This window comes from Pseudomonas sp. FW300-N1A1 (assembly GCF_058789115.1).
The window spans coordinates 205,071-224,017 of the sequence record NZ_JBYTBK010000004.1 but is presented as its reverse complement, the minus strand read 5'-3'; the positions used below and the strand labels follow the sequence as shown (position 1 = coordinate 224,017).

The window sequence follows — 18,947 nt, the reverse complement described above, 5'->3', positions numbered from 1 at the left end:
TGAACTGTGTAGGCGCTGGCTTGCCAGCGATGGTCGTTAACGATAACGCGTGCTTACTGGATAACCGCGGCGTTTTTGCCTCCATCGCTGGCAAGCCAGCTCCTACAGCGGGAAACGTTCGACCCCGGTTTGGAACTCGCCATGAGCAACAGCAGCAAGATGCCGCCTGCCAGCAGTGCACCCTCCCCCGAAAACGGCACCGCACAGCCGCATTTTCTCGGCACCCGGATTCGTTGCCTGCGCAAGCGCCGGGGCATGACCCTGGCGACCCTTGCACAGATGAGTGAGCTGACCGCGGGCTACATCAGCCAACTGGAACGCAACCTCGCCTACCCGTCGATCCCGGCGCTGTTCAATATCGCCCGCAGCCTGGGCGTGACCATCCAATGGTTCTTCGCCAGCGAAGCCAACACCGCCCCCGAAGACAATGGCATCGTGGTGCGCAAGCACAGCCGCCTGAGCGTGCATTACGAGGACGGCATCGTTGACCAGTTGCTGACCCCGCAACCCAATCAACAACTGGAAATGCTGCATTCGCGTTTCCCGCCCGGCACCTACAGCCAGCAAAGCTACAGCCACGAAGGTGAAGAAGCCGGGTACCTGCTCTCGGGCAGTTTCGAACTGTGGGTCGGCGAACGGTATTTCCAGCTCAATGAAGGCGACAGCTTCAGCTTCTCCAGCCAGGAACCTCATCGCTACGGCAACCCTGGCGACGTGGACGCGGTGGTGATCTGGGTGATTACCCCGCCGACGTTTTAGCGTCGCACCCGCCCACCGGCCGCCGTGGCACATGAGCGCTTCAAGGTGTCACTCGGCAACTCCTGGAACAACGCCCGATAGCTGCTGGAAAACCGCCCCAGGTGCCAGAACGACCAATGCATCGCCACTTCGGCCACGGTGGTCTGGCTGATGCTGCCCGCGAGCAGTTCGCGGCGGGCGCTGTTGAGGCGGCGCAGGCGCAGCCATTGGGTCGGCGCCATGCCGGTGTAGGTCTTGAAGGCGTGCTGCAACTGGCGCAATGAAACCCCGGCGACCTGGGACAACTCCAGCAGGTTGAGGTGTTCTTCCGGGGTATCGGCGGCCCACTCGCCGACCCGTTTCATGATCGCCCGCTCCCCCGCCCGCCGCTGCAATGCCCCTTGGTCGAGGCGAACGCAGGCGTTGTCGAGGATAAACAGGCAGTCGTCCAGCAACTGCTGGGTCAAGGCTTCCCGGCTGGGTGGGTCGATGGTGTGCGAGAGCCGGGTCAGGGTCCCGCTGAGCCAGCGGCTGAACAGCGCGTTCTGCTGGGAGTTGAGCGGGGACATGAACAAGCCTTCCAGGCGTTCGATGCCCAGGCCATGGCGCTGCACGAACTCCGGGCCAAACACCACGGCCACTTCCTGGTAATTCTCCGGGGTGATCCAGATGTTGCGGCTTTCGCCATTGAGCACATACAGCGCGTTGTCGCTGCGGTCGAAGCAGAACGCCAGCGCCCCCGGGGGCGCGCTGAAGTTCTGCTCGACTCGGGTGTTCATGCATTCCTCGTAGATCTCCACCCCCTGCAGGTCCAGGTAGCGCACCAGACCGGCGAAATGCCCCGGCGACATCTGCTGATAGTGCTGCACCCACCCAGGTGTGGCGCGTATCTGGTCGGCGACATCGGCGGTGTTGAAAGCCTGTACGTGCAAGGGCGTTGACGCTGTCATGGGGAGATCCGTGCGCACTCTTTTGGTGCGCTTTGCGACTGCTTAAAGTGGATAGATGGAACGGCAAGCGTCGCCCAAGATAGTCGTCAACGCGCTACAGGGGAAGCCTTCCCACTCGGGAATGCCAACCCTGGCGCTGATAAAACCAACAATGAGGTCTTTATGAACGCCCCTTTCGATCAGCTTTTTACCTGGCTGAAAGATCACAAGATTACCGAAGTCGAGTGTGTCGTCAGCGACCTGACCGGCATTGCACGCGGCAAAATTGCACCCACCAACAAGTTCCTGCATGAGCGAGGCATGCGCCTGCCGGAAAGTGTGCTGTTGCAAACGGTAACCGGGGATTTTGTCGACGACGACATCTACTACGACCTGCTTGACCCGGCGGATATCGACATGGTCTGCAAGCCGGTTTCCGACGCCGTCTTCGTGGTGCCATGGGCGATTGAGCCGACCGCCATCGTGATCCACGACACCTTCGACAAGTTCGGCAACCCGATCGAACTGTCACCGCGCAACGTGCTGAAGAAAGTGCTGCAGCTGTACACCGACAAAGGCTGGAAGCCGATTGTCGCGCCGGAAATGGAGTTCTACCTGACGCAACGCTGTGAAGACCCGGACTTGCCGCTCAAGGCCCCGCTGGGCCGTTCGGGCCGCGCCGAAAGCGGTCGGCAGTCGTTCTCCATCGACGCGGCCAACGAATTCGACCCGCTGTTCGAAGACGTCTACGACTGGTGCGAACTCCAGGGCCTGGACCTCGACACGCTGATCCATGAAGACGGCCCAGCGCAGATGGAGATCAACTTCCGTCACGGCGACGCCCTGGACCTGGCCGACCAGATCACCGTGTTCAAGCGCACCCTGCGCGAAGCGGCGCTCAAGCACAACGTCACCGCCACGTTCATGGCCAAGCCCATTGGCGATGAACCGGGCAGCGCCATGCACCTGCACCAGAGCTTGGTGGACATTGCCACCGGCAAGCCGATCTTTGCCAATGACGACGGTGAGATGAGCGAGCTGTTCCTGCATCACATCGGCGGCCTGCAAAAGTACATTCCCAAGCTGCTGCCGATGTTCGCGCCCAACGTCAACTCGTTCCGTCGCTTCCTGCCGGACACCTCGGCGCCGGTGAACGTGGAATGGGGCGTGGAAAACCGCACCGTCGGCCTGCGCGTGCCGACCTCGAGCCCTGACGCCATGCGCGTGGAAAACCGCTTGCCGGGCGCCGACGCCAACCCGTACCTGGCCATCGCCGCCAGCCTGTTGTGCGGCTACCTGGGCATGGTCGAGGGCCTGCAGCCAAGCGCACCAGTCGAAGGCCGGGCCTACGAGCGCCGCAACCTGCGCCTGCCGATCACCATCGAGGATGCGCTGGCACACATGGAAGACTGCCCGGCCATCGAGCGCTACCTGGGGAGCAAGTTTGTGCGCGGCTACGTCGCGGTCAAGCGTGCCGAACATGAAAACTTCAAGCGGGTGATCAGCTCCTGGGAGCGCGAGTTCCTGCTGCTGAGCGTTTGATCCCTGAGGCGAATCGTCGCTGATCGTTCCCACGCTCCTGCGTGGGAACAATCAGCGCCCTGCGTCCACTTCCGCTTCCGCAACGTGGTTACGATCCGAAAACAATCATTCAAAGAGGTGTCGCAATGCGTCTATTGAAATCCGTCGTCCCCGCCGCGCTGGCGCTGTTATGCAGTGCGGTTGCACAGGCACAGCCCACTGTCAGCGTGTACAACTGGACCGACTATATCGGTGAGACCACCCTCGCCGACTTCCAGGCGAAAACCGGTGTCAAGGTCGTCTATGACGTGTTCGACTCCAATGAAACCCTCGAAGGCAAGCTGCTCGCCGGCCGCACCGGCTACGACGTGGTGGTGCCTTCCAACCATTTCCTGGCTCGTCAGGTCAAGGCCGGGGCCTTCCTCAAGCTGGACCGCGAACAGCTGCCCAACTGGAAAAACCTCGACCCCAAGCTGCTGACGCTGCTGGAGAAGAACGACCCGGGTAACGCGCACTCGGTGCCGTACCTGTGGGGCACCAACGGCATCGGCTACAACGTCGACAAAATCAAGCAGGTGCTGGGGGTCGATCGCATCGACTCGTGGGCCGTGATGTTCGAACCCGAGAACCTGAAGAAACTCAGCCAGTGCGGCGTGTCGATGATGGACTCGCCCGATGAAGTGTACCCGGCGATCCTCAACTACATGGGCATGGACCCACGCAGCGAAAAAGCCGAAGACTACAAAAAGGCCGAAGCCAAGCTGCTGACCATTCGCCCCTACATCACCTACTTCCACTCCTCCAAATACGTGTCGGACCTGGCCAACGGCGATATCTGCATCGCCTTCGGCTATTCCGGGGACGTGTTCCAGGCGGCGAACCGCGCCAAGGAAGCCAACAATGGCGTGAACATCGCCTACTCGATTCCCAAGGAAGGCAGCAACCTGTGGTTCGACCTGCTCGCAATTCCCGCGGATGCCGGCCACCAGAAAGAGGCCTACGAGTTCATCAACTACCTGCTGGCCCCCGAAGTGATTGCCAAGGTCAGCGCCACTGTCGGTTACGCCAACCCGAACCCGGCCGCCAAGCCGTTCATGGACGCGGAACTGATCAACAACCCAGAGGTGTATCCGCCTCAAGCCGTGCTCGACAAACTCTACATCTCGACCACCTCGTCTCCGGAAATCATGCGTCTGATGACCCGTTCCTGGAGCAAAGTGAAGTCCAATAAATGAATCAGGCAACGTTGATCAATCCGGCGGCGGAACACGCCCGCTCCTACTATGCGGCCAGCGCGCACGGGATGCTGCAACGCCCTGCGCTGACCGCCGACCTTGACGCCGACGTGTGCGTGATCGGCGGTGGCTTTACCGGCGTCAACACCGCCATTGAACTGGCCCAGCGCGGGCTGTCGGTGATCCTGCTGGAAGGCCGGCGGATCGGCTGGGGGGCCAGCGGACGCAACGGTGGCCAGTTGATCCGCGGCATCGGCCATGACCTGTCCGGGTTTACCCGCTACGTCGGCGAGGACGGCGTGCGGTATCTGGAGCGCGCGGGCATCGAGTCGGTCCAGGTGGTTGCCGAACGCGTTCGCCAACACGCAATCGACTGCGACCTGCGCTGGGGCTTCTGCGAGTTGGCCAATACCCCGGCGCAATTCGCCGCGTTCCGGCAAGAGCAGCAGACCCTCAATGCCCAGGGCTACGCCCATGAAACCCGCCTGATCGGCCCCCAGGACATACGCCAGGTGGTGAACTCGGGAGTTTACGCGGGGGGCTTGGTGGACATGGGCTCGGGTCACTTGCACCCGCTCAATCTGGTGCTGGGCGAGGCGCGGGTGGCCGAGTCCCTGGGGGTGCGGATTTTCGAGCACAGCCCGGTGCTGGAGATTATCCACGGCAGCACCGTGACCCTGCGCTGCGCCAGCGGATCGGTGCGCGCCGGCCGTGTGGTGTTGGGCTGCAATGCCCACCTCGAGGAGCTGGAGCCCAAGCTCAGCGGCAAAGTGCTGCCCGCCGGCAGCTACATCATCGCCACCGAGCCGTTGTCGGAACAGGCTGCCGCCGAGCTGATCCCGCAGAACCTGGCGCTGTGCGACCAGAAAGTCGGCCTGGACTACTACCGGTTGTCCGCCGACCGACGCTTGCTGTTCGGTGGTGCCTGCCATTACACGGGGCGCGATCCGGCGGACATTGCTGCGTACATGCGTCCGCAAATGCTCAAGGTGTTCCCGCAACTGGCCAAGGTGCGCATCGACTATCAATGGGGCGGTCGGATCGGTATTTCCGCCAACCGCTTCCCTCAGGTCGGACGACTGCCCCAGCACCCGAACGTGTACTACGCCCAGGGCTATTCGGGGCATGGCCTCAACGTCACCCACTGGACCGCACGCCTGCTGGGCGAAGCCATCCACGCCGGACACAGCCAGGGCATGGATGTGTTCAGCGCGGTGCCCCACCTCACCTTCCCGGGCGGACGGGCCTTGCGCACACCGCTGCTGGCCCTGGGCATGATGTGGTATCGCCTGCGGGAAATACTCGGCTGACAACACCTGCACTGCCCACCTGCCCCCGGCGCCAATGTCGGGGGCAGGCATCGTCCTTCAGCGGTAGAACACGTCATCCGCGTACGGGTACCACCAGTCCTGGACCTGGGGCTGGTGATCGATGATCACCATCTTCGACCGGCGAAACGCGTCCAGCCCCTGGCGCCCCAGTTCGCGCCCCAGCCCCGACATTTTCCAACCACCGAAGGGCAGTGCGTCGTTGTCGATCAGCGGGTTGTTGACCCAGACCATGCCGGCCTCCAGGCGCTCGGCGGCCTCCATGGCTTCGGCCAGGTCCGTGGAGAACAAGGAGGCGCCCAGGCCAAAGGGTGAGTCGTTGGCCAGCCGCACCGCCTGGTCAAAGTCGCTGACCCGGCAGATCGCCGCCACCGGCCCGAAGCACTCCTCGTGGAAGATTGCCATGTCGGCCGTGACGCCGGTCAGGATGGTCGGTTCATAGAACCAGCCCACCGGCTGATCCGCCGGAATCCGCCCGCCACACACCAGGGTCGCGCCCTTGGCCTGCGCATCGTCGACCAGGCGCATGACCTTGTCCCGCGCCGCCTCGCTGACCAGCGGCCCGATCTCCGAGCGTTCCAGGCCATGGCCGATGCGCAGGGCCCGGGTACGCTCGGCGAACCGGGCGACAAAAGCATCGTGGATCTCGTCGACCACAAAAAACCGCTCTGCGGAGGTGCAAATCTGTCCGCTGAGATGGAAGGCGGCCGTCACTGCCCCGGCGGCGGCCACCTCCAGCGGTGCATGCCGGGAGATGATCATCGGGTCACTGCCGCCGGCCTCGATCACACAAGGCTTCATGCGCTCGGCACAGGCCACGGCCACCGCCTTGCCCGCCGCGACGCTGCCGGTGAACGCCACGCCGTGGGTTCCCGTCGACTGCACCAGGCATTGCGCTGTGTGCGCATCCCCCGGCACGCAGGACACCAGCCCCGGCAGCAATTCGCAGAAGTGCTCCATGAACTTCAAGGTACACAAGGTCGTGGTTTCCGCCGGCTTGACGATGCAGGCGTTACCCGCCGCCAGCGAGGCGGCGACGGTCCAGCACATCAACAGGATCGGGAAGTTGAACGGCATGATGTGCACACTGACGCCCAATGGTTCGTAGCGCACATGCTGGAACGAGCCGATCTGGGTGGTGCCGGCGACCTTGCCGGCATCATCCCGGGCCATTTCCGCGTAGTAGCGAAAGATCGGCGCACAGTTGGCCAGCTCGCCCATGGCCTCGGGAAACGGCTTACCCATTTCCAGGGTCATCAGGCGCGCCACTTCACGGTTGCGCGCGGTGGACTGCTCGAGGGTGTTGGCCAGTTGGTGCAAGCGAGCGGCGCGGCTTTTCGCATCGACCTTGCGCCACGCCTGTTGCGCTGCATTCGCGGCCTCGACGGCGGCCTGCACATCGGCCTCGTCGCACAGGGCGATCTGCCCGACGGGCTGCAAGGTCGCCGGGTCGAGAATCTCGCGCAGGCGTCGGCTCAGCGGCGTGAGGAAGTCGGGGGTGATGAAACACAACGGAGTCTCGGTTTGAAACGTGCTCATGGGCAATCCTTGAACCAATCAATAGGGGGTACGTCCTAGGGCTGACGACGGCAGTCCTGCTCGCCAACCCGGCATCCGTTGATCAAGCAACCCGCGCAGCGGCTGCAACGCTTCGCTATCCAGTGCCCGGGCAAACAAACCCAGGACGCGCGGCAAATGGGCCAGGTAATGGGGTTTGCCGTCGCGCACGGCCAGGCGCACAAAAATCCCCAGCACCTTGGCGTGACGTTGTGCGGCCAGCAGGCGGTAGTCACTGAGAAAGCGCATCGCATCGATCTCAGTGCGACTGACCAGGTAGTGACTGAGCAGCGCCACGCGCAAGTCTTCGGGTACATCACGCCGGGCATCTTCGAGCAATGACATCAGGTCATAGGCGCATGAGCCCGACAGGGCATCCTGGAAATCCAGCAAGCCGCAGGCGGCGACACCGCTGCGACCGTTGAGCAGCATCAGGTTGTCGACATGAAAATCGCGCAGCACCAGGGTTTCACGGCGCAGAGCGACGTCCTGCAAGGCGTGGGCAAACAGCTGCATGTAGGGCTCACGCAGGGCCTGGGCCGCCTCCTTGCCGATCAGCAACGGCGCATACCAGTCGATGAACAGCCCATACTCGTCACTCAAGCGGGCGGCATCGTAAGGCGCCAGTTGATCGCCACTGACCGCCGGAGCCCGGTGCAAGGCCAGCAGCGCATCGACCGCCAAGCGATACAAGGGCTCGTCCGGGTGCCCGGCCGCCAGCAAGCGGGTGTAGGTGTCCTGGCCAAAGTCTTCGATCAGTGCCAGGCCGGCCTCTTCGTCGACCTGCACCAGCGTCGGCGCGGACAGCCCCGACTGGCGTAGATAACGCGCCACTTGCACATAAGGGCCCACAGGCTCGCTGTCCGGGGGCGAGTCCATCAGCAGCAGGCCAGCCCCCGTCAGCCGGAAATACCGGCGTCGGGACGCATCCGCCGGCAACGCTTGCAATGGCGCATGGGCGAACCCGGCCCGGGCCAGGAATTGCGCCCGGGCCTGTTCGCGCTCGACGTCGGGGGCCCGCGGCAGTGCAAGGGCATCGTTCATGTCGCTCACCTGATCATGTAGACCTTTTTCACGGTCTCGTGGACGGTGCACACGCCTTTCCAATCCTTGCGAAAAAAGGCAATGGTGTCGGGCCTGATTTCAATCACTTCCCCCGACTCATGCACATAGGTGCAGCGGCCTTCCATGAAATGACAGAACTCATCGCTCGTGACATGGCAAAACCATGTGCCCGGCGTGCAGATCCACAGGCCGCATTCGGACTGGCCTTCGGGGCCCTTGTGCAGCACCACGCCGGACACGCGGGACTCGCCCTCGAGCATGGTGGGGATCACGCCCCAGTCTTTTACTTCGGTGATCTTCAGCGGGTCATACAGAAACGGAGTGGTCATGGGTGGCTCTCCTATCGATGTGGATGTGCTTTTTTGTGGGAGCGGGCTTGCCCGCGAAGAGGCCATCAGTTTCAACATCAAGCTTGACTGACACGCCGCCCGAACCAAGCCCGCTCCCACAGGGGATCTGCGGTGTGCGGGCATGCCCGGCGCCTACACCAGCATATAAACGTTGCGCAGGGTTTCCCGGACGTCGCACTCGCCCGTCCAGCCGGCCGGGAACAGCACCAGGGTGTTGGGGTAGACCTCGATCACTTCGCCGTCGTCGTTGCGGTAGGTGGCACGCCCGGCCAGGAAATGGCACAGCTCGTCGCGCGGAATCGACAGCCGCCAGCGGCCTGGCGTACACACCCACAGACCGGTTTCCGGGCGGTTGTCCGGGCCTTTGAACAGCAGGCGCCCGCTGGAACGGGAAACCCCTTCCAGGGGGTCGCTCTGCACGCCCCACTCCACCAGGTCGGTGCGGCGACTCACGTCTTCGAGGTACGGCGTGAACCCCGCCGTGGTGTTCACATCACTCATCGTTCAATACCTTGTCGAGAATCTTCGCCGCGTCTTCCGGGCCCTTGCGCGCTTGCATCTGGGCGCTGGTGCGCTGCAGGCGCTGGCGCATCGACGGGTCGCTGAGGCAGGCGGCCAGTTTCCCGGCCAGTTGCGCCGGGCTCCAGTCATAGCGATCGAGCTTGAACCCGTGGCCGCTTTCTTCGGCGCGCATGGCATTGTCGTGGCCGTCCCAGACGTAGGACATGACAATCGCCGGTTTGCCGAAGTACAGGCACTCGGTGAAGCTGTTGTTGCCGCCGTGGTGAATCACCACGTCGACCTGGGCGATCACCGAGGGCTGGGGGAACCAGTTGGCGATCTGCACGTTGTCCGGCAGGTCGTGGTATTCGTCCAGATGCTCGCCGACATTGACCAGGGCCCGATAGGGCAACTCGCCAAGTGCACTGATCAGGCGTTTGAGCAGCTCGACGTCACCCGAGCCCAGGCTGCCGAAGCTGGCGTAGATCAGGGGTTTGTCAGGGTGGGCGCGGAACGCCGGGATCTGGTACGCGGTGTCGCTGCGCACGCATCCCTGCAAGTAGTGAAAACGTTCTGGCGACAGTGGATGACGGCGCTCGAACTTGACCGCATCCGGGTACAGCAGCAGGTTCATGTAGGGCGACGCTTCAAAGAACATCCCAAGCGGGTACGGTGCCTCGCCATGCTCCATGAGGAACTGGTTGAAGTCCTGGTGAATCGGCCCGACCACTGCTTCGAAGCGCTGGCGAAATCGGGCATGACCGGCCTTGTCATCGACGCTCATGCCCGACAGGTGCGGCGGGATGTCCGGGTCTTCGATCTCGTTCTCCGAACAGGAAATGATCCGCACCCACGGCTTGCCGTATTGCTTGATCGCCGGGAACAGAATCACATTGTCGACACAGATCAGGTCCGGCTTGACCCGGTCCAGCACCGCCGGCAGGTCTTTTTGCGCCCACTTGGCGGTTTCGACGATGGCGGCCCAGCACTCCTTCACGTAGTTGTCGATCTGCTCCAGGGGTGTCTTGCGAAAATTCGGAATGTGACCGTTGATGAAGTCGACCCAGTAACGGGCCATTTCCTCGGCGGGCATCGGCGCCGACATGTTCACCGGGTGTTCTTCGAACCCATAACCGGCATACACGCCGCTCATGCCGGGGTCGGTCAGGAACACCGCCTTGTGCCCCAGGGCTTCGCACGCCTGCGCAATCCCGACGGAGTTCAGGGCCGGGCCGTAGGCGGCCTCCGGAAAGAAGGCGATCACTTTCTGTTTCATCGAGAGCTACTCCTGCCTGGTCTTGTTATTGTTCAGTGCGTCAGTACGCGGGCGTGCCGGGCCTGCCAGCCCAGCCGGATGTCCATACTGCTGGTGAAGTGGGCAAACTCGAACTGTGAGGACGGCACGCGGACAATCAGCGGCTTGTCGCTGAGGGTGGTCTTGACGTGCAGGTTGGTATCCAGCCCGTGATAGGCGACTTCGACGACCTGCCCCTGGACCTGGTTGTCGCACTCACCACCCTGCTCCCCCAGTACTTGCAGGCGCTCCGGCCGTACCACCACCGCCACCGCTTCGCCACGCACCGCGCCGGGCTGGGGCTCGACCTTCAGTTCGTGGCCGTTGACCGTTACACGCTGCTCACCACTACGCAGACCTTCGAGCAGGTTGCTGACGCCAATGAAGTTGGCCACGAAGCGGCTGTTGGGATTTTCGTAGAGCTCGCTGGGGCTGCCGCACTGGCAGACCTTGCCGCCGTCGAGCACCGCCATGCGGTCGGACATCACCAGGGCTTCTTCCTGATCATGGGTGACCACGATGAAGGTGATGCCGCTCTCGTGTTGCAGGCGCTTGAGTTCCAGTTGCATCTTTTCCCGCAGCTTTTTATCCAGCGCCCCCAAGGGTTCGTCGAGCAGCAGGACCCGCGGGCGCTTGACCAGTGCACGGGCCAGGGCCACCCGCTGGCGCTGCCCGCCGGACAGTTGATCGGGCTTGCGATCGGCCAGTTCAGTGAGCTGTGCGGTGCTCAGCACCTCATTGACCCGCTGGCGTATTTGCGCCTCCGGCAGGCGCTCCATCTCCAGGCCGTAGGCAATGTTCTTGCGCACGGTCATGTTGGGAAACAGCGCATAGGACTGGAACATCAGGTTCAACGGCCGCTTGTTGGGCGGCAGCGGCGAGATGTCCAGGCCGTCGAGGTAGATGCAGCCAGCGCTGGGGGTTTCGAATCCGGCGAGCATGCGCAGCAACGTGGTCTTGCCGCAGCCTGACGGCCCGAGCAGCGCGAAGAACTCGTTCTCGCGGATGTTCAACGACACTTCGTTGACTGCCAGGCCATTGCCGTAGGACTTGCTGACCTTGTCCAGGATCAGTACCGCAGATGAGCTATTCATGGGTGCGCGGAGCCTTGTTCAGACGCTGGGAGGCCAGCAACGCGGTGATGCTGACCAGCATCACCAGCGTCGCCAGGGCATTGATTTCGGGAGTCACGCCGAAGCGGATCATGGCGTAGATCTGCATCGGCAACGTGGTCGAGGCCTGGCCGGACCCGGAGTTGAAAAAAGCGATGATGAATTCATCCACCGACAGGGTGAACGCCAGCAACCCACCCGCCAGCACACCGGGAAAAATCACCGGCAGCAGGACCCGGCGAAAGGTGGTGAACCAGCCGGCGCCCAGGTCGATGGAGGCTTCGAGGATCGAATAGTCGAAATGCTTGAGCCGGGTCCGCACCACGGCGCACACAAAGGCAATGTTGAACACCGCATGGCTGACGATGATCGAGTGCAGGCCCAGGCCGACCTTGAGCAGGTTGAAGAAACTCAGCAAGGCGATAGCCAGCACAATGTCGGGGATGATCATCGGTGCCATCAGCAGGGTGTCGACCACCTGGCCCTTGTCATTGCCCTTGCGCCGCAACTCGACCCCCAAGGCCAGCAACGTGCCGAGCACGCAGGCAATCAAGGTCGCCGACAGCGCCACGATCAGGGTGTTGAGCGCCGCCGAGAGAATCGCCGAGTTGTTGGCCAGCGACACATACCACTTGAACGACACGCCACCCCAGGCCGTCGGTAGCCCGGACTTGTTGAACGACAGCAGGATCAGCACCAGGATCGGTACATAGAGAAAGGCATAGACCAAGCCCAGGTGCGCGTTGAGGAACGACCCGCCGACCGTTCGTGGCTGGCTCATGGGCGACCTCCTTCGGCACGCCGGGCGACCAGCGCCTGGATGAACAACAGGATCAGCATGATGGCGATCAGGAAAAAGCTCAGCGCGGCGCCGAACGGCCAGTCCCGTGCCGTGAGGAACTGCGAATAAATCAGGTTTCCGACCATCTGCACCTGCTTGCCGCCCAACAGGTCAGCGGTGATGAAGTTGCCGATGCTCAACACGAAGACAAACACCGCGCCCGCCGCGATACCCGGCACGCTCAGCGGCAGGATGATCCGGCGGAACGTCATCCAGCCCGAGGCGCCGAGGTCCCTGGAGGCATCCCAGAGTTCGCTGTTGATCCGCGACAGCGAGGAAAAGATCGCCAGGATCACAAAGGGGATGTAGTTGTAGACCAGCCCCAGCACCACCGAAGCCTCGGTGTACAGCAGGTTGATCGGGTCACCGCTGTAGCCGAGTAACTGCAGCAGGCGGTTGATCAGGCCTTCGCGGTTGAGCAGGACGATCCAGGCATAGGTACGGATCAGGTAGTTGCTCCAGAACGGCAGCATCACCAGGAACAGGAACACCGCCTGCCGACGCCGTGGCGCCCGGGCTATCGCATACGCCGCCGGGTAGCCGATCAGCACTGCAAACAGGGTCGCCAGCCCGGCGATCTTCGCCGACTTGAGGACGATCCCCAGGTACAGCGGATCGAGCGCGCGCTGGTAGTTTTCCCAACTGAACACCCAGTCGATACCGCCATAGGCGCCGCGCTCCACGAAGCTGTAGACCAGTACCAACAGGCACGGCACCACCAGGAACACCAGCAGCCAGCCAATTCCAGGCGTCAGCAACCAGGCCGACAGACGCCTGTCGGCATGCAATGCACTCATTACCCGTATCCTCCGACCCCGCACGCAGCAAGGTGGCCAAGAATGGCGAGGCATGCGTCGGCATGCCCCGGTCAGAATCCGCGGGCTAGTTCTGCGCCGCCATGATTTCGGTGACGGCCCGGGTGTAGGCCTTTTGCGTGGTGCCACCGAGGTCGCGTAACTGCTCCATCTTCAGCAGTTCGGCCGGGGCGATGCTCAGGTTCGGGTACTGCTTGAGCAGGTCGGCGGACAACCCGGCCATGGCGGCCTGGTTCGGTACCTTGTAGAGAATGTTTTCGGCGACCCAGGCGTGGTTGCCCTTGTCCAGCATGAAGTTGATGAACTTGAAGGCTTCGTCCTGATGCTTCGAGCCCTTGAGCACCACCATGGTGTCCACCCACAGGTCGGAACCTTCCTTGGGCACCACGAAGCGGATCGCCGCATTGGCCTGGGTGCCGTAGTTGCACCAACCGTCCCACGCATGGGCCATCAGCGATTCGCCGGAGGCGAGCTTGGAGTAGAAGGTGGTGTCGTCGAAGGCGAGGATGCGCTTCTTGGTGGCGATCAGTTGGTCACGTACCGCGCCGATATGCTGGGTGTCGTTGTCATTGACCGACCAGCCCTTGGCCAGGAACCCGGCGCCGAGCATCCAGCGGTCGGTGGCGAGCAGGGTCACCTTGCCCTTGAGGGCATCGCTGGGGTTGAGCAGGTCATTCCATCTGCTGGGCGCAGGGTTGACCTTGTCGGAGCGGTAGCAGATTCCGGTGGTGCCCCAGGTGTAAGGCACCGAGAACTGGTTGCCCGGGTCGTATTCCAGGTCAGTGGCTTCGGGGTAAAGGTTTTTCAGGTTGGGGACTTTGACCGGATCGATGTCCGCCAGCAGCCCCTGCTTGTGCAGGACTTCGGCAAAGGGCGAGGACACGAAGACCACATCGTAGCCTTCCCCGCCATTGGCCATGAGCTTGCCCATGATTTCTTCGTTGGTGGCGTGCAAGGCCTTGTCGACCGTGACACCGCTGGCCACTTTGAACTTGTCCAGCGCATCGGGAGCCATGTAGCCGTCCCAGATGGAGATGACCATATCCTTGGCACTGGCGGCTGATGAGGCGATTGCAACGGAAACGGCCAGTCCTGCGCAAACAAGGTGCTTCAGCTTTCTCATAATGCTCACCTAACGACTGTTATTGTTGTGTTCGAAGGCAGTGCGGCAAAAAATAAGAAACGGCTTGCGGTGTATTTTTTTAATAATTAGGACCAGCATAGCAGGATGTCAATGGTTTTCTCGCACCTGACTGACAGGCTGCCCATGACATAAGATCAGTGCATGAATGCGCAGTGACCGACCAGAGAAGTCATGCAGCTCAGTCGAAGCGCGGAACGCCCGTGGCGAGGGAGCTTGCTCCCGCTGGGGTGCGAAGCAGCCCTGATAAGGCGCTTGCGGTCTTTCAAAGAGACCTCGGCAACCTTTTTGGGGCTGCTGCACAGCCCAGCGGGAGCAAGCTCCCTCGCCACGGGCGTTCACAGCCAATTGAGCGGCATTACGACAAGAGAAGAGCGCCTTGAGCACAACAATCGAAAAGAAACCCCGCACCAATCACCTGGAACTGGCCCGGCGCATTCTCGAGCACACTCAGGAGACGGGAGTGGTGCCTGGCGACCCGGTTTCCGAGCAAGCCTTGGCCCGCACTTTCCAGGTGTCGCGCACCCTGGTGCGCGGGGCATTGAAAGTCCTGCACGAAGAAAACCTGCTCAGCCATGAGGCGGGCAAGGGCTATCGCCTGGTTGCCCCGCCCGCCGGCCAGCCCTTCAACAGCGCCCTGCCCCAGGCCGCCGAAGAAGAACTGGCCACCTCGGTACTGCGCGACCGCATGGCCGGGCGCCTGGGTGACAGCATCAGCATCAGTGAACTGATGCGCCGCTACGGCATCGGCCGCCCCGCCGCCCAGAAAGCCCTGGCCCAACTGAGCGAAAGCCAGGCCATCGAGCGCGGCCCCGGCCAGTCCTGGCTGTTCCGCCCTTCACTCAACAGCCTCGCGGCCCTGGACGAAAGCCTGAAATTTCGTCTGATCCTGGAGCCCGAAGCCCTGCTCAGCCCCCACTTCAATGCCGACCCGCAACGCCTTACGCTGCTGCGCGCGGGCATGGAAACCCTGCTGGCGACACCGGTCGAAGACTTCGACCTCCAGCAGTTCCGCGAACTGGACATCAGCTTTCACGAACTGATCGGCCAGAGTTGCGGCAACCGTTTCGTCAGCGACGCCCTGCTCCAGCACCAAAGCCTGCGCCGCCTGCCCAACCTGCTGCCGAGTGTCAGCGTGCACCGCCTGCACGAAGCCCTGCGTGAACACCTGCACATCATTGCCCAGATCGAACGGGGGCAGATGGAGATCGCCGCCGACCTGATGCGCCTGCACCTGCGGCTGTCCGCGGCGCAACGCCCACAAACCGCCAACCGTGGCATCCCCCATCGCCATCCTTTCGGGCGTGGTTGACCCCGGAAAAATTGTGGTGCTTTTTTTCATGAAATAAGACAGCATCAAAAACACCTTCAAGAAAGGCGGGGTCAACCCGCTACAGACGGTCCCATGCCATGCGCAAAGAAAAACTGATCGCGCTGTTCCCCGAAGCCAGTTTTGGCGCGGCCCTGAACTGCATCGGTATCGCTCAGGCGCTGCGTGAGCTGGGTGCCCGGCCGGTGTTTATCTGTCACGGGCATTTCCAGGGGATCTTCGCCGAGTACGGTTTTGCCGAGTACCCGATTCCCGAGGCCAACCCGCTGTCAGCGGCCGAACATCAGCATTACTGGGAGCGCTTCATCGAGCGCAATATCCCCTACTTCGACCAGACCCCGCTGGCCCAGATCGACAGCTACGTGGCGCCGGCCTGGGAAGCCATCATCGACACGGCCATCGAGGCCGAGAAACCCCTGCAACAGTTGCTGGCCCGGCTCAAGCCGGACGCGATCGTGCTGGACAACGTGGTGATGTTCCCGGCGATCGCCCATGCCGGTTGCCCGTGGGTGCGCATGGTCTCCTGTGCCGAAACCGAGTTGCCGGACAACGCCGTGCCCCCCTACCTGTCCGGCTGCAGCCAGCGCGACAGCGTGGCGTGCCAGGTCTTTGTCGAGCACTACCACAAAGCCGTCGCCCCGGCCCATGAGCGCTTTTCGCGTTTTCTCGCCAGCCACGACACCGCGCCCTGCCCACCTGGCCAGTTCCTGATGGACTCGCCCTGGCTCAACCTGTTGCTGTCGCCGACCCCGGTACGCTATGAGCGCGAGCAACCGCTGGACCCGCAACGCTACCTGTACCTCGACGGGTGTGTGCGCCGCGAAGCGCCGTACATCGTGCCCGATTTCCCACGGCACAATGACGCGCCACTGATCTACGTCAGCTTCGGCAGCCTGGGCGCGGCCGATACCCGGATGATCAAGCGCCTGATCGCCACCCTGGAAACCTTGCCCTATCGCTTCCTGATCAACGTCGGTGCCTACCGCGAGACCTACACCGAGGTCCCGGACAATATCTATCTGGACAGCTGGTTCCCACAGCCGGCGGTGCTCAAGGAGTGCCAGTTGTTCATTCACCACGGCGGCAACAACAGCTTCTGCGAAGCCCTGTTCTTTGGCTTGCCCTCGGTGATCATTCCCTACTGCTGGGACGGCCACGACAACGCGGTGCGTGGCGAAGAGGTCGGCATCGGTCGCTACCTGCCGCGTTTCGCCGATCCGCTGGCCGCCCTGCCCGCCACCCTCGCGCATCTGCTCAACGACACCTCGATGCAGCAGCGCCTTGCCGCGATCGGCGCGGCCATGCAGGCGTCCCGCGGCACCGAGCTCGCCGCGCGGGCGATCCTGGCGTTGCCTACCCCCTCGTCATAGCCACGAAAAAGAGTCCGTCATGCGCCCATCCGCCCTGCACAGCCTCAAGCACACGATCCCCAGGCCGTATTGGCTGGACACCGACACGCCGCCCCAGGCGTGCGAACGGCAGACCGGCGACATCCACGCCGACCTGGTGATCGTCGGTGGGGGTTTCACCGGGCTGTGGACCGCGCTGTTGGCCCGGCAACGGATGCCCACCGGGCGTATTGTCCTGCTGGAGGGCCGCACCTGTGGCACCTCGGCCAGCGGCAGGAGTGGCGGGTTCTGCGCACCGAGCATTTCCCATGGTGTGTCCAACGCCATGAAACGCTGGCCCAGGGAAGCCGAGACCCTGATTCGCCTGGGCCGCGACAATCTCGATGAGCTGGCGCAGGACATCCTGCGGCTGGGCCTTGAGGTCGAATTCGAACGCCCCGGAAAACTCAACGTGGCCACCACCCCGTGGCAAGTCGAGGGCTTGCGCGCACTTGAGCAAAAGTACCGGCACCATGGCATCGACAGCATCTGGCTGGAAGGTCCGGCACTCAAGGCTTACCTGGACTCACCACTCTACAGCGCCGGTTTGTATGAGCCCAATTACGCGCTGCTCAACCCGGCGAAGATGGTTCGCGAATTGCGCCGGGCCTGCATCGAGCACGGCGTGGAGCTGTTCGAACACTCGCCGGTCACCCGCCTGCAAGCCCTCGGCAATGGCGTACTCCTGCAGACCGGGTACGGCAGCGTCCAGGCCCCCCGGGTCGCACTGGCCACCAACGTATTCCCATCGCTGTTGCCTACATTGCGCACCACGGTCATTCCGATCTACGACTACGCCCTGACTACCGAGCCGTTGTCCCAGGCGCAGTTACAGTCCATTGGCTGGGACCGGCGCCACGGCATTGCCGACTCCGGCAACCAGTTCCACTACCTGCGCAAAACCGCCGACAACCGTATCCTGTGGGGCGGCTTCGACGCCATCTACCCCTTTGCCAGCAAGCTGGACGAAGGCCTGACCCAGCGCCCGGAAACCTTTGTGCGCCTGGCCGAGCAGTTTCAGCAGACCTTCCCGGCCTTGGCCGACGTGAGCTTCAGCCATGCTTGGGGCGGCGTCATCGACTCGTCCGCGCGCACGACGATGTTCACCGGCACCACCCATGACCGCCGGGTGGCCTACGCCATGGGTTTCACTGGCCAGGGCATCGCTGCCAGCCGCTTTGCCGGCGCGACGATGCTGGACCTGCTGGACGGCCAGGACAGCCACCGCACTCGCCTGGACATGCTCAACCGCGCCCCGGTGCGCTTTCCGCCCGAACCCTTGCGCTTCATTGGCGTGCGCCTGGCGCAACGCGGCCTGGCCCATGAAGACCGCAGCGGCCAACGCAACCTGTTCCTGAAAACCCTGGATGCCTTCGGGGTCGGTTTCGACTCCTGAATAAACTAGCGAACTGCGTTAACAAGGAGCCTCTCATGCATCGCCAGCAACCCGCGTTCGTCACTGACTTTGCCACGCAACCAACCAGAGCGCTGATCCAGGAAGTCAGCGATCCGCAGATCGTCGAGAAGCCTTACCAGAGCATCACCTGGCGGCATTTCAGCAACGACGACAAGCAGCTCACGGCCGGGGTCTGGGAGGCCGGCCCGCACAAGGAGCGGTGCCACTGCGATTACGACGAGCTGTGCCATCTGCTCGAAGGCCAAGTGCGCCTGACCGATAGCGCCGGCAACAGCAGCACCTTCGAGGCCGGCAGTACCTTCGTGGTGGCCGCCGGGTTCGAGGGCACCTGGGAAAACCTCACGGACGTGAGAAAGGTCTACGTGATTTTGCGCTAGTGTCCTGT

General features: G+C 62.9%; 18 protein-coding genes. 8 read left to right on the top strand and 10 right to left on the bottom strand.

What is annotated here, in order from left to right; all coding sequences use genetic code 11:
* Positions 1-159: 159 nt before the first annotated feature.
* Positions 160-759: a cupin domain-containing protein gene (locus AC3WQN_RS05680; protein WP_178081881.1), complete on the top strand. Its 600-nt coding sequence runs from the start codon at positions 160-162 to the stop codon at positions 757-759.
* On the opposite strand, the gene AC3WQN_RS05675 is transcribed toward AC3WQN_RS05680, so the two are convergent.
* On the bottom strand, positions 756-1,688 hold the full coding sequence (locus AC3WQN_RS05675) for a helix-turn-helix domain-containing protein (protein WP_103399057.1): 933 nt from the start codon (positions 1,686-1,688) through the stop codon (positions 756-758). The genes AC3WQN_RS05680 and AC3WQN_RS05675 overlap by 4 nt on opposite strands.
* Positions 1,689-1,850: 162 nt before the next feature.
* On the opposite strand from AC3WQN_RS05675, the gene AC3WQN_RS05670 reads away from it, so the two are divergent.
* From AC3WQN_RS05670 to AC3WQN_RS05660, 3 genes are all read left to right on the top strand, one after another.
* Entirely contained in the window at positions 1,851-3,209 is a 1,359-nt protein-coding gene (locus AC3WQN_RS05670; RefSeq protein ID WP_103399056.1) for a glutamine synthetase family protein, read from the top strand.
* A gap of 125 nt (positions 3,210-3,334) precedes the next feature.
* Positions 3,335-4,423: a polyamine ABC transporter substrate-binding protein gene (locus AC3WQN_RS05665; protein ID WP_103399055.1), complete on the top strand. Its 1,089-nt coding sequence runs from the start codon at positions 3,335-3,337 to the stop codon at positions 4,421-4,423.
* The gene (locus AC3WQN_RS05660; protein ID WP_103399054.1) at positions 4,420-5,733 is read left to right on the top strand and encodes an NAD(P)/FAD-dependent oxidoreductase; all 1,314 of its coding nucleotides are present in this window, start codon (positions 4,420-4,422) and stop codon (positions 5,731-5,733) included. The genes AC3WQN_RS05665 and AC3WQN_RS05660 overlap by 4 nt, the downstream gene beginning before the upstream one ends.
* A gap of 57 nt (positions 5,734-5,790) precedes the next feature.
* On the opposite strand, the gene AC3WQN_RS05655 is transcribed toward AC3WQN_RS05660, so the two are convergent.
* From AC3WQN_RS05655 to AC3WQN_RS05615, 9 genes are all read right to left on the bottom strand, one after another.
* Positions 5,791-7,290 (bottom strand): aldehyde dehydrogenase family protein, encoded by a 1,500-nt coding sequence (locus tag AC3WQN_RS05655; RefSeq protein ID WP_103399053.1) that lies wholly within the window; start codon positions 7,288-7,290, stop codon positions 5,791-5,793.
* 18 nt (positions 7,291-7,308) lie between these two features.
* On the bottom strand, positions 7,309-8,352 hold the full coding sequence (locus AC3WQN_RS05650; RefSeq protein ID WP_103399052.1) for an aminoglycoside phosphotransferase family protein: 1,044 nt from the start codon (positions 8,350-8,352) through the stop codon (positions 7,309-7,311).
* Between the two features lie 5 nt (positions 8,353-8,357).
* The gene (locus tag AC3WQN_RS05645) at positions 8,358-8,702 is read right to left on the bottom strand and encodes a cupin domain-containing protein (protein ID WP_103399051.1); all 345 of its coding nucleotides are present in this window, start codon (positions 8,700-8,702) and stop codon (positions 8,358-8,360) included.
* A gap of 153 nt (positions 8,703-8,855) precedes the next feature.
* Entirely contained in the window at positions 8,856-9,224 is a 369-nt protein-coding gene (locus tag AC3WQN_RS05640) for a cupin domain-containing protein (RefSeq protein WP_103399050.1), read from the bottom strand.
* Positions 9,217-10,500, bottom strand: coding sequence for a nucleotide disphospho-sugar-binding domain-containing protein (locus AC3WQN_RS05635; RefSeq protein ID WP_103399049.1), 1,284 nt, complete (start codon positions 10,498-10,500; stop codon positions 9,217-9,219). The genes AC3WQN_RS05640 and AC3WQN_RS05635 overlap by 8 nt, the downstream gene beginning before the upstream one ends.
* A gap of 32 nt (positions 10,501-10,532) precedes the next feature.
* Positions 10,533-11,612: an ABC transporter ATP-binding protein gene (locus tag AC3WQN_RS05630; RefSeq protein ID WP_103399048.1), complete on the bottom strand. Its 1,080-nt coding sequence runs from the start codon at positions 11,610-11,612 to the stop codon at positions 10,533-10,535.
* Positions 11,605-12,411, bottom strand: a complete 807-nt coding sequence (locus tag AC3WQN_RS05625; RefSeq protein WP_103399047.1) for an ABC transporter permease — start codon at positions 12,409-12,411, stop codon at positions 11,605-11,607. The genes AC3WQN_RS05630 and AC3WQN_RS05625 overlap by 8 nt, the downstream gene beginning before the upstream one ends.
* Positions 12,408-13,268 carry an ABC transporter permease gene (locus AC3WQN_RS05620; protein ID WP_103399046.1) on the bottom strand — a complete coding sequence of 287 codons (861 nt, stop codon included), beginning with the start codon at positions 13,266-13,268 and terminating at the stop codon, positions 12,408-12,410. Before AC3WQN_RS05620 ends, AC3WQN_RS05625 begins: the two co-directional genes overlap by 4 nt.
* An 85-nt stretch (positions 13,269-13,353) precedes the next feature.
* Positions 13,354-14,409, bottom strand: a complete 1,056-nt coding sequence (locus AC3WQN_RS05615; protein WP_103399045.1) for a polyamine ABC transporter substrate-binding protein — start codon at positions 14,407-14,409, stop codon at positions 13,354-13,356.
* Positions 14,410-14,806: 397 nt separating this feature from the next.
* Between AC3WQN_RS05615 and AC3WQN_RS05610 the strand changes: the two genes are divergently transcribed.
* From AC3WQN_RS05610 to AC3WQN_RS05595, 4 genes are all read left to right on the top strand, one after another.
* Positions 14,807-15,739 (top strand): GntR family transcriptional regulator, encoded by a 933-nt coding sequence (locus AC3WQN_RS05610; RefSeq protein ID WP_103399044.1) that lies wholly within the window; start codon positions 14,807-14,809, stop codon positions 15,737-15,739.
* A gap of 98 nt (positions 15,740-15,837) precedes the next feature.
* Positions 15,838-17,127: a nucleotide disphospho-sugar-binding domain-containing protein gene (locus tag AC3WQN_RS05605; protein ID WP_103399043.1), complete on the top strand. Its 1,290-nt coding sequence runs from the start codon at positions 15,838-15,840 to the stop codon at positions 17,125-17,127.
* A 19-nt stretch (positions 17,128-17,146) separates the two neighbouring features.
* Positions 17,147-18,541 (top strand): NAD(P)/FAD-dependent oxidoreductase, encoded by a 1,395-nt coding sequence (locus AC3WQN_RS05600; protein ID WP_103399042.1) that lies wholly within the window; start codon positions 17,147-17,149, stop codon positions 18,539-18,541.
* Positions 18,542-18,576: 35 nt separating this feature from the next.
* Complete coding sequence (locus AC3WQN_RS05595; protein WP_095147684.1) at positions 18,577-18,939, top strand: cupin domain-containing protein; 363 nt, start codon at positions 18,577-18,579, stop codon at positions 18,937-18,939.
* Positions 18,940-18,947 lie beyond the last annotated feature (8 nt).

Bases quoted from the DNA above. Each gene is read 5' to 3' on its own strand.
- AC3WQN_RS05655 (WP_103399053.1), bottom strand. From the start codon at position 7,290: ATGAGCACGTTTCAAACCGAGACTCCGTTGTGTTTCATCACCCCCGAC.
- AC3WQN_RS05660 (WP_103399054.1), top strand. From the start codon at position 4,420: ATGAATCAGGCAACGTTGATCAATCCGGCGGCGGAACACGCCCGCTCC.
- AC3WQN_RS05680 (WP_178081881.1), top strand. From the start codon at position 160: ATGCCGCCTGCCAGCAGTGCACCCTCCCCCGAAAACGGCACCGCACAG.
- AC3WQN_RS05615 (WP_103399045.1), bottom strand. From the start codon at position 14,409: ATGAGAAAGCTGAAGCACCTTGTTTGCGCAGGACTGGCCGTTTCCGTT.
- AC3WQN_RS05595 (WP_095147684.1), top strand. From the start codon at position 18,577: ATGCATCGCCAGCAACCCGCGTTCGTCACTGACTTTGCCACGCAACCA.
- AC3WQN_RS05670 (WP_103399056.1), top strand. From the start codon at position 1,851: ATGAACGCCCCTTTCGATCAGCTTTTTACCTGGCTGAAAGATCACAAG.
- AC3WQN_RS05630 (WP_103399048.1), bottom strand. From the start codon at position 11,612: ATGAATAGCTCATCTGCGGTACTGATCCTGGACAAGGTCAGCAAGTCC.
- AC3WQN_RS05605 (WP_103399043.1), top strand. From the start codon at position 15,838: ATGCGCAAAGAAAAACTGATCGCGCTGTTCCCCGAAGCCAGTTTTGGC.
- AC3WQN_RS05625 (WP_103399047.1), bottom strand. From the start codon at position 12,411: ATGAGCCAGCCACGAACGGTCGGCGGGTCGTTCCTCAACGCGCACCTG.
- AC3WQN_RS05640 (WP_103399050.1), bottom strand. From the start codon at position 9,224: ATGAGTGATGTGAACACCACGGCGGGGTTCACGCCGTACCTCGAAGAC.
- AC3WQN_RS05650 (WP_103399052.1), bottom strand. From the start codon at position 8,352: ATGAACGATGCCCTTGCACTGCCGCGGGCCCCCGACGTCGAGCGCGAA.
- AC3WQN_RS05645 (WP_103399051.1), bottom strand. From the start codon at position 8,702: ATGACCACTCCGTTTCTGTATGACCCGCTGAAGATCACCGAAGTAAAA.
- AC3WQN_RS05635 (WP_103399049.1), bottom strand. From the start codon at position 10,500: ATGAAACAGAAAGTGATCGCCTTCTTTCCGGAGGCCGCCTACGGCCCG.
- AC3WQN_RS05620 (WP_103399046.1), bottom strand. From the start codon at position 13,268: ATGAGTGCATTGCATGCCGACAGGCGTCTGTCGGCCTGGTTGCTGACG.
- AC3WQN_RS05600 (WP_103399042.1), top strand. From the start codon at position 17,147: ATGCGCCCATCCGCCCTGCACAGCCTCAAGCACACGATCCCCAGGCCG.
- AC3WQN_RS05675 (WP_103399057.1), bottom strand. From the start codon at position 1,688: ATGACAGCGTCAACGCCCTTGCACGTACAGGCTTTCAACACCGCCGAT.
- AC3WQN_RS05665 (WP_103399055.1), top strand. From the start codon at position 3,335: ATGCGTCTATTGAAATCCGTCGTCCCCGCCGCGCTGGCGCTGTTATGC.